General features: G+C 51.0%; 11 protein-coding genes, 1 tRNA gene, 1 riboswitch and 1 other annotated feature. Of the genes, 3 read left to right on the top strand and 9 right to left on the bottom strand.

The window, feature by feature from the left end; all coding sequences use genetic code 11:
- Positions 1-83: 83 nt before the first annotated feature.
- The 9 genes from QZR21_RS05260 to glmU all read right to left on the bottom strand — a co-directional run bounded on the left by QZR21_RS05260 (position 84) and on the right by glmU (position 8389).
- Positions 84-159, bottom strand: a tRNA-Glu gene (locus tag QZR21_RS05260).
- 446 nt (positions 160-605) lie between these two features.
- Positions 606-1073, bottom strand: coding sequence for a 6,7-dimethyl-8-ribityllumazine synthase (gene ribE, locus QZR21_RS05255; RefSeq protein ID WP_296097575.1), 468 nt, complete (start codon positions 1071-1073; stop codon positions 606-608).
- A 123-nt stretch (positions 1074-1196) separates the two neighbouring features.
- Positions 1197-2426, bottom strand: coding sequence for a bifunctional 3,4-dihydroxy-2-butanone-4-phosphate synthase/GTP cyclohydrolase II (locus QZR21_RS05250; RefSeq protein WP_296097574.1), 1230 nt, complete (start codon positions 2424-2426; stop codon positions 1197-1199).
- Positions 2416-3069 carry a riboflavin synthase gene (locus tag QZR21_RS05245; protein WP_296097572.1) on the bottom strand — a complete coding sequence of 218 codons (654 nt, stop codon included), beginning with the start codon at positions 3067-3069 and terminating at the stop codon, positions 2416-2418. The genes QZR21_RS05250 and QZR21_RS05245 overlap by 11 nt, the downstream gene beginning before the upstream one ends.
- Before the next feature lies 1 nt (position 3070).
- Positions 3071-4312 carry a bifunctional diaminohydroxyphosphoribosylaminopyrimidine deaminase/5-amino-6-(5-phosphoribosylamino)uracil reductase RibD gene (ribD, locus tag QZR21_RS05240; protein WP_296097570.1) on the bottom strand — a complete coding sequence of 414 codons (1242 nt, stop codon included), beginning with the start codon at positions 4310-4312 and terminating at the stop codon, positions 3071-3073.
- A 5-nt stretch (positions 4313-4317) separates the two neighbouring features.
- Positions 4318-4442: riboswitch (FMN riboswitch) on the bottom strand.
- Between the two features lie 74 nt (positions 4443-4516).
- Entirely contained in the window at positions 4517-5182 is a 666-nt protein-coding gene (locus tag QZR21_RS05235) for a deoxynucleoside kinase (RefSeq protein ID WP_296097568.1), read from the bottom strand.
- 129 nt (positions 5183-5311) lie between these two features.
- On the bottom strand, positions 5312-5884 hold the full coding sequence (gene pth, locus QZR21_RS05230; protein ID WP_296097566.1) for an aminoacyl-tRNA hydrolase: 573 nt from the start codon (positions 5882-5884) through the stop codon (positions 5312-5314).
- On the bottom strand, positions 5884-6837 hold the full coding sequence (locus tag QZR21_RS05225; protein ID WP_296974121.1) for a ribose-phosphate pyrophosphokinase: 954 nt from the start codon (positions 6835-6837) through the stop codon (positions 5884-5886). Before QZR21_RS05225 ends, pth begins: the two co-directional genes overlap by 1 nt.
- Positions 6838-7009: 172 nt before the next feature.
- Positions 7010-8389 carry a bifunctional UDP-N-acetylglucosamine diphosphorylase/glucosamine-1-phosphate N-acetyltransferase GlmU gene (glmU, locus tag QZR21_RS05220; protein ID WP_296097563.1) on the bottom strand — a complete coding sequence of 460 codons (1380 nt, stop codon included), beginning with the start codon at positions 8387-8389 and terminating at the stop codon, positions 7010-7012.
- 268 nt (positions 8390-8657) lie between these two features.
- Positions 8658-8899 (top strand) — a binding site (T-box leader).
- A 37-nt stretch (positions 8900-8936) separates the two neighbouring features.
- Between glmU and QZR21_RS05215 the strand changes: the two genes are divergently transcribed.
- From QZR21_RS05215 to QZR21_RS05205, 3 genes are all read left to right on the top strand, one after another.
- The gene (locus QZR21_RS05215; protein WP_296097562.1) at positions 8937-9599 is read left to right on the top strand and encodes a vitamin B12 dependent-methionine synthase activation domain-containing protein; all 663 of its coding nucleotides are present in this window, start codon (positions 8937-8939) and stop codon (positions 9597-9599) included.
- A gap of 289 nt (positions 9600-9888) precedes the next feature.
- Complete coding sequence (locus tag QZR21_RS05210; protein ID WP_296097561.1) at positions 9889-12264, top strand: homocysteine S-methyltransferase family protein; 2376 nt, start codon at positions 9889-9891, stop codon at positions 12262-12264.
- Entirely contained in the window at positions 12264-13130 is an 867-nt protein-coding gene (locus QZR21_RS05205; RefSeq protein WP_296097560.1) for a methylenetetrahydrofolate reductase, read from the top strand. Before QZR21_RS05210 ends, QZR21_RS05205 begins: the two co-directional genes overlap by 1 nt.
- Positions 13131-13421 lie beyond the last annotated feature (291 nt).

The raw sequence follows: 13421 nt of genomic DNA, 5'->3' as shown, positions 1-13421 counted from the left end.
GCTAAAGCTTTATTGAACCCCCGGTCCAACCGGGGGTTTTCTTTTTACAATAAAAGGGAGCACCCTTGTGCTCCCTTTTCTCATGGTGACCGGTATGGGATTCGAACCCATACTCTCTGCGCTGAGAACGCAGCGTCTTAACCGTTTGACTAACCGGCCATGTATGAATTATTATACTTGATTTTATTTATAAATTCAAGTGAAAATTCAAAGTAAAACTGAAGATGAATCTGTTGCAAATCAAAGGACAAATTGCAGTTTGTCGAACTGCTGGAGCCTGGTAGTCAGGCATGCTTGCAGATAGAGTTACTTGCAGAATACTCTTAGCTTCCGGTTGTTATCTGACAGGATAACTGATTTATCTGCAACGCTTACCACCTGCTATTAACGTCAGTCATTCGTGATAAAAGCTATAAGCCTTTCCTGACAGTCAGGAATTGGCAGCCACCGCACGAATGACTGCATTTATCAGCGTCGCCCAACAGCCCGATAAATAGCAACGGTCCAAGCAGCTTTACATGATTAACTAATGTAAATTGTTCAATGAAAAACTGTGGGAATCGTCTGCCTCCCACAGTCTATTTATTCCCACAGTCCTTTTATTCTTATTTATCCAGTTTCTTAAAAAGACTGGCCATTTCAAGGGCATCCATGGCACACTCAAAGCCTTTGTTTCCGGACTTGAGACCTGCCCTATTGATGGCCTGCTCAATGGTATCGGTGGTAAGAACACCGTACAGTACCGGGACCCCACTGGAGAGAGATGCCATGGCCACTCCTTTTGTGACCTCTGTGGCCACGTGTTCATAATGGTCAGTTTCTCCTCGAATTACGGCGCCAAGGCAGATAACTGCATCATATCGTCCGCTTTCTGCCATTTTCTTTGCCGCAAGCGGGATTTCAAAGGCACCAGGCACCCAGGCCAGATCTACTGTATCCATGTCCACACCATGACGGGAGAGTCCATCCACTGCGCCATCAATCAGTTTTGAAACAATGACTTCATTAAAACGGGAAGCTACAATGCCAATGCGAATTTTGTTTTCATTATAAAGTCCGGAAATAATATTCATTTTTTGCTCCTTTGTTCTATGTATCAGAATGTAATCACAAGTAAGAAATATGCGGGAATAAGATAGAATCAAAATCCATTTGGGCAGTTTATCCCGCAAATGTTCGTATATATCCTCAAACGCTTAATCCTTTGGTTCTTCGATTTCCTTATCCAGTTTCAACATATGCCCCATTTTTTTCTGTTTCGTTTCCAGATAAAATTCATCTTCCCTGGTTGGTGCCATTTCTATCGGTACCCGCTCAGAAATGGTAATCCCATATTCCTTGACATCGTCCAGTTTTTGGGGATTATTTGTAAGAAGCCGAATGGTAGTGGCTCCCAGGTCCTTCAGTATCTGGGCACCGGTCATGTATTCCCGAAGATCCGGTGCAAATCCCAATTTCAAATTGGCTTCCACCGTATCATATCCTTCATCCTGCAGGGCGTAGGCCTTAATCTTGTTGATCAGACCAATGCCACGACCTTCCTGGCGCAGATATACAAGGACGCCCCTTCCTTCCCGCGCAATCTGCCGCATGGCACTGGACAGTTGCTGGCCGCAGTCGCAGCGGAGAGAGCCGAAGCAGTCTCCCGTCAGACATTCAGAGTGGATACGGCAAAGTACCGGTTTCCCATCTGATACATTTCCCATGGTCAAAGCCACATGATGTTCCCCGTTCATAAGATTTACAAAGCCGTAAATTTCAAAATTGCCATATTTAGTAGGAAGATGGGCCTGTGCCACCCGTTCCACAATTTTTTCATTTTTCTTTCGGTATTCAATGAGTTCCTGGATGCTCCCGATTTTCATGCCCTTTTCCCTGGCCAGTTTGAAAAGATCTTTTTTTCTTGCCATGGTTCCATCGGGATTCATGATTTCACAGCAGAGACCAGCCGGTTTCAAGCCTGCCAGACGACAAAGATCTACGGTAGCTTCCGTATGACCCTGCCGTTCCAGGACCCCCCATTTTCTCGCTTTCAATGGAAAAAGGTGACCAGGGCGTCTGAAATCTTCAGGCTTTGCCCCATCTTTAACAGCTTCCAGTGCTGTCATGGATCGTGCCGCTGCTGATACACCGGTACCGGAATCCTTATAATCGATGGATTCCAGAAATGCAGTCTGGTGATTATCCGTATTGTGGCGGATCATAGGCCCCAGATACAGGGAATCCGCAATTTCTGCCGCCATTGGCATGCAGATGACTCCCTTTGCCTCAGAAGCCATGCGATTGACATTTTCCGGAGTCGCAAATTCAGCGGCACAGATATAATCCCCTTCATTTTCCCTGGATTCCGGATCCTGCATAATGACAATATGCCCTTTGCGGATTTCATCAATAATTTCTTCAATACTGTCAAATTTATATTCCATACTGTCCTCCATGCCCCAAAGTTTCCAGCAATTCCATGCTGAGGTCTTCTGCCGGGCCTCTATTCATGAGTTGTTCCACATACTTTCCCAGGTAATCGCATTCGATATTTACCGGATCACCGGGATGTTTTTCCAAAAGCGCCGTCTCTTCCCCTGTGTGGGGAATAAGGGCAATACCGAATGCCCCATTTTCTCGTTTGGCCACGGTAAGGCTGATTCCATCTACTGCCACGGACCCTTTTTCTATGATATAGCGCATCCATTTTCTATCCAGGGAGATAGATATATTCAAAGCATTGTCCTCTTTTTCCATGGAAAGGATATGTCCTATTCCATCTACATGGCCCATCATAATATGCCCTCCCAGCCGATCACAGAGCCGGAGCGCCCGCTCCAGATTCACAGGGCTGCCGGGACGGAAAAGGGAAAATGCGGTGCGCCGCATGGTTTCCGGGGTCACATCAGCATCAAAGGAATCATCTGTCATGGATACCACTGTCAGGCATGCACCATTGACTGCGATGCTGTCCCCGATTTTTGTCCCCTCAAGCACCCTGCTGCAGGAAACGGTAAGCCGTTCCGCCCGATTTCTTTTTATAATCCGCCGGATATGGCCAATTTCCTCTACAATACCGGTAAACATATCATGCCTCTTTATTTTCTGCTTCATTCTGTACGGAAGGATCCGATTTATCTTTCAATTCCTCTTCGAGCTCATCAATCCGTTTGTCCGGAGTTTCCATATTTCCTTTATCCACATAAGCTTCTATAACCAGGTCCGGTCCAGACATTTCAGTCGAAATATCTTTCATTCTGACGGCCTTTTCTATGGAAGAAGCTCCTTTTCCCCCAATGAGTCCCGGCGCTTCTATGCCGCCGATAACCATGGGAGCCTGGTAAATTCTGACTTTATCTACAATACCAGCTTCAAAAGCCGATGCTGCCAATGTAGCACCGCCTTCCAGAAGAATGCCGTCAATGCCTTTCAGCGCCAGACCAGTCATAGCAGAAGAGAGATCAACCTTTCCCTTCTCTCCGCCATCGGTCATGATGATATCCACTCCCATGGCAGAAAGTTCTTCCCTCTTTTTCTCATCCGCTGCTGTCGTTGTGAGTACAATAGTTTCCCCAGATTCCTGGAATACTCTGGCTTTTAACGGGACGGAAAGATTTCCATCTACAATAATACGAACCGGGTCATCCAATCCCTCTGTACGGGCTGTAAGGAGTGGATTATCCTTAATAATGGTGCCAGCGCCAACCATGATGCCTTTATAGCATCCCCTGAGAACATGGACTTCCTCTCTGGATTCTTCCGAAGAGATCCATTGGGAATCTCCAGTATAGCAGGCTGTCTTACCATCCAGGGACATGGCTGCCTTATAAAGGACGAAAGGCTTATGTTCTGTCACATATTTCAGAAACACTTCATTCAGCTTCCGGGCTTCCTTTTCCATAACCCCTACGGTCACAAAAATGCCAGCATCCCGCAGTTTGCGAATTCCCTTACCGGACACAAGGGGATTTGGGTCTACCATAGCTGTGACTACACGATCTATATCTTTCTTTATGATCAGATCAGCACAGGGCGGTGTCTTGCCGTAGTGGGAGCAGGGTTCCAGCGTCACATAAAGCGTTGCTCCTTTAGGATCTTCCGTACAATGGGCAAAGGCATTGACCTCTGCATGGGGACCACCAAATTTTTCATGCCATCCCTCTCCAATGATTCGTCCGTCTTTGACAATGACAGCTCCCACCATAGGATTTGGACGGGCGTGCCCCATTCCCCGGACTGCCAGTTCCAGTGCCCGGGCCATGTATTTCCTGTCTTCATCGATACGCAAAAAATCCACCTTCCTTTCTTCCAGGGAGGTGGATAAAATCAATCTTTACCACTCTTCTTTCATCCGGACTATACCGTCGGCTCTGGAATTTCACCAGACCTACCGCAGGAAATACCTGCAGTTCGTGGGCTTTACCACCGGTGGGGACTTCCACCCCGCCCTGAAGAGATTTAATTTGCTCAATATATTATAGCAGATTTATGGCAGAATGCAATGAAAACAAAGGCTGATAAAAATAAGGATGGATTATAATTTCTCATTCACTGCTTTTTCAATATCATTTCCAATATCTTCTATGGGTCTGAGTTTTCCCTTTTCTGTACAAGAAATACGCGTCCACCCATAAAGATGCAGAAGCTCACCATAAGCCTCATGGCATTTTCTAAGATAATCCAGATGCTGCTCATGAATATCCATGGATCCTCCTTTTTGGGCTCTCTCACGAACCAGCCGCTCCGAAATTTCCAATGGAATATCCAAAAGAATGACCAGATCCGGACGGGGCAGCTCCAGCTCCCCATACTCCGTTTTTTCCAGCCAAAGGAGAAATTCTCTTCTTTTGTCCCTGTCTTCATACTTGGTCATCTGGTGTACCATATTACTTGTGGTATAACGGTCCGCAATAACAATACCCCCGTTTTCATAAAAAGATTTCCACTTGGTCCGATAAGAAGCAAACCTATCTACCGCATAAAACAGGGAAGCGGCATAGGGATTTACATCTTCGGGACTGCTGCCGAAATCGCCATGGAGATACATTTTGACCAGAGAAGACGACGGGCTTTCGTAATCCGGAAAGGACACATGCATGACTTTTTTCCCCTGCGTTTTTAACTTTTCCTCCAAAAGAGATGCCTGTGTCTCCTTTCCGCTGCCATCAATCCCTTCCAGTACAATCAGTGTGCCTTTCATAATGGACTCCTTACATAATAAATATTTTTTCTGCCTATGGATACCTCTGAAACAGGGAATGCCGATTCACTCCCTCAAACATAAACAGAGAAGAAAAGGGACAGCCTCCAGAGAAGCTGTCCCTCTAATTTATCCTTTTCTCTTCGGATTAAATTTATTCATGGCATGATCTACACCATTTTCCAAAGCGTCTTCAATGGAATCGGCGGTATGGATTTTTGCCTCTTCTATTTTCTCAATGTCTTCCCCGTAAGGACGGGTCAGCACATGTTCCACCACCGTATGACCATCTTTGGGATGGCCTACGCCAATACGGAAGCGATTGAAACTCTCACTTCCCAAATGGGCAATGAGTGATTTAATACCATTATGTCCGCCGGAGGCACCTTTTTTCCGGATTCTGGTCTTTCCGGGCGGTAAATCCAGATCATCGCAGATGATGAAGATATCGTCAAGTCCGATTTTATAGTATCTGGCAATTGCCCCGACAGCTTCACCACTGTTGTTCATATAGGTTAAAGGCTTCACCAGAAGGACCTTCTCCCCATGAAACAGGGTCTGCCCGATGTCCGCTTTCATGTCTTCTTTCCAGTTTGACACATGCCAGCGCCGGGCCAGCTCATCAATCACATCAAATCCCATATTATGGCGGCTGTGTTCATATTCTGTTCCCGGATTTCCAAGACCTGCTATGAGCTTCATTATTTATCAAACAGCTGGCTTACAGAAGCATCATGGAAAATACGGAGAATTGCTTCACCGAGGAGAGGAGCGATAGAAAGAACTGTCAGCTTATCCTGGATCTTTTCTTTCGGAATAGGCAGGGAATTCGTTACAATCAACTCTTTAATATTGGAATTTCTAATTCTTTCCGTAGCCGGATCCGTGAGGACCGGATGGCATACAGCAGCGTACACATTCTTTGCGCCATATTCAGCAAGAGCTTTTGCACCTTCGCAGAGAGAACCCGCAGTATCAACGATATCATCGACCACGAAGCAGTTACGATCTTTTACGTTTCCGATGATGTTCATAACTTTGGCAACCCCCGGTTCAGGACGCCGTTTTTCAATGATAGCGATCGGTGCACCTACACGGTCTGCCAGTTCCCGGGCACGGGTAACGCCGCCGAGGTCTGGGGAAACAATGGTCAGGTTATCCAGATTCTTGGATTTCACATAGTCAGCCAGAAGGGAAGCAGACATGAGGTGATCCACCGGCACATTAAAGAATCCCTGAATCTGGCCTGCATGGAGATCCATGGTGACTACCCTTGTTACGCCGGCAGCAGACATAAGATCCGCTACCAGTTTCGCACTGATAGGTTCACGACCTCTGGTCTTTCTGTCCTGCCGTGCATAGCCGTAATATGGAACAACCACCGTAATATGACGGGCAGATGCTCTCTTCAGTGCATCTACCATGATGAGCATTTCCATGAGGTTATCATTGACCGGCGCACCGGTTGGCTGGATAATGAAGCAGTCCTTACCACGGACACTTTCATTAATCATGACCTGGATTTCGCCGTTATTGAAACGGCCACAGATAGCCTTTCCCAGGGGCACTCCGATGTAGTCAGAAATTTCCTTTGCCAGTGCCGGATGTGCGGTGCCTGTAAAAATCTTCAATTTAGAAGTGTCTTCCATGTCCATTTTGCTGCCTCTCCCTTTCCTTTCAATGCCTGAAAGTCTATACTTGATTGCCTGGAATAGCGGATACCCATCAATCCCAATTGACCCACCATCTCATGCTTTTATTATATACCAGTTTCCCGGTAAATTAACAGTAAAAAATCGGCCCGTTTGAAAAAATGTATTTTCAGAATCAGTCTTTATATGTATCGTCCTTGACCCAACCCTTAATATTGGTCTGTCTGGCACGTGCAACAGAGAGGGCCTTTGCCGGAACATCCTTGGTAATTGTGGAACCGGCTGCAGTAAAGGCCCTTTCCCCTACGTGTACCGGTGCTACCAGGTTCGTATTACATCCAATGAACGCATGGTCATCCACCCTGCAGCGGTGCTTGTTCTTTCCATCAAAATTAACAGTAACCGTTCCGCAGCCAAAATTTACGTTTTTGCCGAGATCAGAATCGCCACAGTAAATCAGATGGGGAAGCTTCGTTCCATCATCGACTGTAGAATTCTTGACCTCCACAAAATTACCGATTTTGATATGATCATGAAGAACGGTGTCCGGGCGAAGATGAACGAATGGCCCGATTTCATTGTTATTCCCAATTGTGCAGTCATGGCCATATACGCGATTCAGATGATTTCCTGCACCCACAGTGACATTGACGAGCTGGGTATCCGGACCAATTTCGCAGTTTTCACCAACCATGGTTTTTCCCTGAAGCATGGTCCCCGGAAGAAGCACAGTGTCCCTTCCCACTTTTACATCCTGTTCAATATAGGTATGTTCAGGATCAATGATGCTGACACCTTCCGCCATCAGTTCTTCTGCCTTACGCAGACGAAGTACCCGGTCAGCCGCTGCCAGCTGGATACGGGAGTTCACGCCCATAGTCTCATCAGCATCATCTGCTGCCACCGGAATGACCTTTTCTCCGGCTTTAATCATAATTTCAAATACATCGGTCAGGTAATATTCCCCCTGGGCATTCTTATTATCTATCTTTTTTAAAGCATCCAAAAGAGGACCTGCCTTAAAAACATAAGTGCCCGTATTGATTTCATGGACCGCCAGCTGTTCCGGTGTACCATCTTTCTGCTCCACAATGGAGGTCATATTTCCCGCTTTATCACGTAAGACACGTCCATAGCCGAAGGGATTATCCAAAATGGCAGTCAGCACAGCTGCTGCAGCCTGATTTTTCTTGCAGACTTCAGATAAATCCCGAATCGTATCACTCCGAAGGAGAGGGGTATCTCCACAGATGACAAGTACATAACCATCTTTGTCGCCTTCAAATTCCGGAATGGCCTGCATTACGGCGTGCCCTGTGCCGAGCTGCTCCGCCTGATGGACAAAGGAAACATTTTTCCCTTCCAGATTCTTTCGTACCAGTTCCTCCTTAAAGCCTGTGATTACTACACACTTATCAAAACCGGCTTCACGCACTACCCGGATAACCTGTTCCACCATAGGAACGCCACATACCCGGTGTAATACTTTTGGTAAGTTTGACTTCATCCTGGTACCCTGTCCGGCTGCCAAAATCAGTGCTGTCAATTCTGCCATAGTACCTCCTGTAAAACATTGTATTTTCATATATCTCGGATAAACCTGTTTATATCAGCAAAACCCGTAGCTTTTATTTTAGCAAATTGAATAGTGTATATCAAGAAAAGAATGAGGTTCGAAACACTGAAATAAAGAAATAAAGGAAATAATGTACCATTCCGCCATATCCTTGTATAGCCAAAAGTTCCATCGTCCTATAACCTACCGGTCTACCCTGCTTTCGTTGACACTCCCTACCCTGTATGCTATAGTGGAAATCAGTTACAGATCGGCAATGAGGAGAAGAGTAGGCTGCTGCGCTTTCCAAAGAGAGTCTCCGTCCGGTGAAAGGAGATGTCTGCGGGCCGCTGAAGATGGACTCTGAGCCAGGGGGCTGAATTGTGAGGTTTCCCCGGGTGCGCCCGTTACAGCGTCAGGGTATCATGGCTTTCGCCGGCGTACCTTTTGAGGTTTCTTCCGCAAGGAAGGAATGAATCTGGGTGGTAACACGAGTCTTTCGTCCCATGGGGTGAAGGGCTTTTTTATTGGGTAAGGAGGCGGAACCATGCCTTTCTATAATGGTACTTTATTTGAAATCGACCGGAAGGAAATGCTCCGCTATGCGGGCACAAATCCGAAGGGCACCGATTTCCCGAAGGAAGCGGTGGACCGGGCGGTGGAAACGGCGCTGGCCCTGGCGGAGCCGAAGGGAATCTGGCAGATTCTCCCCTATTCACCGGCCGACGGCATTATCGAGGGGGATCCGCCCCTGACGCTCACGGGAAACAGTATCCGCCACCATCTGGCGAAGTCCTGGTCCGTGGCGGTGCTGGCGGTGACTGTGGGCGATGCCATCGAGCAGGAGTCGGACGCCTGTTTCAAGGCCGGGGATTACGTGCAGGGGCTGCTGCTGGATGCGGCGGCCACGGCGGCCACGGAGCACCTGGCGGACCAGGTGGACCGGTACATACAGAAAGAGGCGGCCCGGGACGGGCAGCGGACGGTGTGGCGTTTTTCCCCGGGTTACGGGGACTGGCCGGTGACCCAGCAGGGGCCTTTCTGCCGGCTCATCCACGCCGAGGAAATCGGGGTCCATGTGACGGACCATTCCATGCTTTTCCCCCGGAAGTCGGTATCCGCCATCATAGGCATTTCCCAGTGCACCCAGCGCCCATCACCGGCCAAGTGTAAGACCTGCTGGATGAAGGACTGCAGCTTCAGGAGCTGATGCGTGGGGTATTGGGTGAATGGTCCATGCGTGTAAATGGGTCTAAGGGTTGTGGGTGGGACGCCGCTGCGCTTGTCCCACCGGGTGGTGGCTGCCAGCCAGGGCTGACGCCTTGGCGCAGCGGGGGCATAAGGTAGAAAAGCCGCCTTTGGCGGACGATGCACCTTATGCCCCTGGCGCGAAGCACCCACAACCCGGTGAACGAGCGAAGCGATGTTCACCTACCACCTTTAGCCCCAAATATACGCATGTTACAATACATATATACATATAATAAAGGAGAACCTCTATGATTTTATTTGATGGCGGCATGGGTACCATGCTTCAGAAATTTGGTCTGGAAACCGGGAGCTGCCCGGACTATTACAATATTTCCCATCCCGAGGTGGTGCAGCAGATCCATCGGGCCTACATGGACGCCGGGAGCCAGTACATCACCACGAATACCTTCGGCTCCTCTCCCCTGAAGCTCAAGGACTATGACCTCCAGGATAAGGTGGAGGAAATCGCTTCCGCCGCCGTGGCCAACGTACGGAAGGCCTGCGGGGATAAGGTGAAGGTGGCCGGAGACATGGGCCCTACGGGGAAATTTATCCGCCCCATCGGGGACCTGTCCTTCGATGAGGCCTGCGAGAATTATTACCGCCTGGCCAGGGCCCTTTCCGATGCGGGGGCGGACTGCCTCATCATCGAGACCATCATCGACATCCAGGAAATGAAGGCGGCCCTCATTGCTGCGAAGACCGCTTCCTCCCTCCCTGTAATCTGCCAGATGTCCTACGGCGAAGACGGCCGCACCATCCCGGGCACCGACCCCATGACCGCCACCATTCTCCTGGACGCCATGGGAGCCGACGTGATCGGCGCCAACTGCTCCGTGGGCCCGGACAAGCTGCTGGACGCAGCAAAGCAGATGGTGTCGGTCACCAATAAGCCCGTCATCATCCAGCCCAATGCCGGCATGCCGATACTGGAAAACGGGGAAACCCATTTCCCCCTGGACCCCGAGTCCTTTGCCTCCTACGCTCCTGCCTATACAGAGGCGGGGGTATCCTTCATGGGCGGCTGCTGCGGCACCACGCCGGACCACATCCGGGCCCTGAAGGAAGCCCTGGAAAAGGCGCCGGAAGCCACCCCGAAGCCGGTGAAACCATTCACTGCCCTCACCTCCCGCACGAAGACCGTATTCATCGGCGATGATTTCGCCCCCGTAAAGATTGGGGAGCGCATCAACCCCACGGGCCGCCGGAAAATGCGGGAAGACATCCAGCACGGCAGTTTCGTTTCCATCAAGAAGGAAGGACTTGCCGAAGTGGCCGCCGGCGCTGACGTACTGGACGTGAACATGGGGGTCCCGGGCATCGACCAGCGGGAAGCCATGGAAACCGCCATTTCCCAGCTCTCCATGCTCTGCCCCGTACCCCTGTCCATCGACAGCACGGACCCGGAGGTGCTGGAGCGGGCGCTGAAGGTCTACCCCGGCCGTCCCCTCATCAATTCCGTGAACGGAGCGGACGATGAAATCCTGGAGAAGGTGCTCCGGCTGGCGAAGACCTACGGTGCCGCCGTGCTCTGCCTGCCCCTGGAAAAGGGAAATCTCCCGAAAACCGCAGAAGAACGGATCCGCATCGCCCGGGGCATCATCGAAAAGTCCCTGGCTGCGGGACTCCGGAAGGAAGACCTGCTGCTGGATCCTCTCGTCCTCACCATCGGTTCCAGCGACAGGGGAGCCCGGGAAACGCTGAAGACCATTGCCCTCTATAAAAAGGAATTCGGCCTGCCCTGCGTCATGGGCACCAGCAACGTGTCCTTCGGCCTCCCTGCCCGTCCCCGGATCAATGCGGCCTTCCTCACCATGGCCTTCGCCTGCGGCATAAACGCCCCCATCATCAACCCCCTGGACCAGGATATCAAAGACGCCTTTGTGAACGCGAAGCTGCTCCTGGGATTTGACCCCGGCGCCCGGAACTTCATCAAAGAAGCGGCGTCCGCAGCAGCACCGGCACCGAAAGAAGCGGCGAAAGACCTGCCGCCCCTGGAGGCCATCAAGGCCGCTGTGAAGAACGGGGAAAAGGAAGAATCGGCGGCCCTCATGAAGAAAGCCCTGGACAACGGCATTTCTTCGGAAACCATTATCAAAGAAGGCCTTACGGCAGCCATGACGGAAATCGGCGATGGCTACGGCGCCGGCAAGGTGTACCTGCCCCAGGTCATGATGGCAGCGGAAGCCATGCAGGCGGCCTTCAAGGAGCTGAAGAAACTTCTCCCCGACGCGGCGGTGAAGGCCAAGGGCACCCTGGTCATCGGCACCGTGAAGGGGGACATCCACGACCTGGGAAAGAATATCGTATCCGCCCTCATGGAAAACAGCGGCTACCATGTGGTGGACCTGGGAAAAGACGTGGAGCCCGCCGATTTCATTAAAGCTGCCAAAGAAAATAAGGCGGATCTCGTGGGACTCTGCTCCCTCATGACCACCACCCTGCCGGAACTGGAACATACGGTACAGGCCCTGAAGGCGGAAGCACCGGCGGCGGATATCCTCGTAGGAGGCGCCGTGGTGACCCAGGACTACGCCACCCGCATCGGGGCACCGAATTACTGCAAAGATGGCATCGCCGCCGTACGGATCGCCGATGCACTCATAGAAAAGAGGAATGGCTGATGACAACATTAAAAGAGAAAAACGAAGCCCATATTTTTACCATCACCACGGAACTGGACCCGCCGAAGAGCGCCTCCCCGGCGGTGACGGAAGAGCAGGTAATGAAAGTAGCGCCCTACGTGGACGCCGTCAACATCGCCGACTGCCCCATGGCGAAACTCCGGATGAGCCCCATCGCCCTTTCCTCCATCATCCAGCACAAATATAATGTGGAATCCATTTTCCACCTCACCTGCCGGGACCGGAACGTCATCGGCCTGCAGGCGGAACTGCTGGGGGCCTACGCCATGGGGGTCCACAACATTCTCACCCTCACCGGGGATCCGCCGTCCATCGGCGACCACCCCGACGCGAAGGGGGTCTTCGAAGTGGACTCCACGGGGCTCATCGAAATCGCGAAATCCCTGAACGAAGGCCACGACCTGACGGGCCATAAGCTGGGGGTACCTACGGACTTCTACATCGGCACCACCGCCAACCCCGGCACCGACGACCTGGATAAGGAAATCCGGCGGCTGGAAGGGAAGAAAAAGGCGGGAGCCCAGTTCATCCAGACCCAGCCTATCTACGACATCCGGCAGGCCGAGGATTTCCTCGCCGCCGCCAAAGGTCTGGACCTCCCCATCCTCTTCGGCATTGTCCCCCTGAAGAGCTTCAAGATGGCGAACTACCTGAACGATAAGGTACCGGGTATCTTCATCCCCTCCCCCGTACTCCACGCCATGGAAAAGGGCGGCCGGGAAACGGGCCTCAAAATCTCCCGGGACCTGGTACAGGGCCTCAAAGAAATCGGCGCCTCCGGCGCCCACTTGATGCCGGTGAACGACGTAGACGCCGTAGGGTATATTGCGGAAGAAATGAGATAAAGAAAGATCGAGGTCGAGGACATTGGACTGCGGCGCTGCTGGCCGGAAGTCGTGTGAACGGACGGAGCCTTGGGCCTTGGGCCTTGGGCCTTGAGCCTTGAGCAGGCCGGGCCCTGCGGGCCGTAACCCATCATTACCCATCAGCTGATTCCTGCCCCTTCTTAAAGGAGGGGCTTTTTTAGTGGAAAAATCCCCTTTTTTTCAAAAGGGGATTTGCATAGTCATAGGATTCCAACGGCGGCGGAGCCGCGGATCGTTAGCCTCCCTCCTTGGAAGGCGAGGGTGCTTCGG

This window comes from uncultured Dialister sp. (genome assembly GCF_900541605.1).
Lineage (GTDB): Bacteria > Bacillota > Negativicutes > Veillonellales > Dialisteraceae > Dialister.
This window is presented reverse-complemented; position numbering and strand designations above follow the sequence as displayed.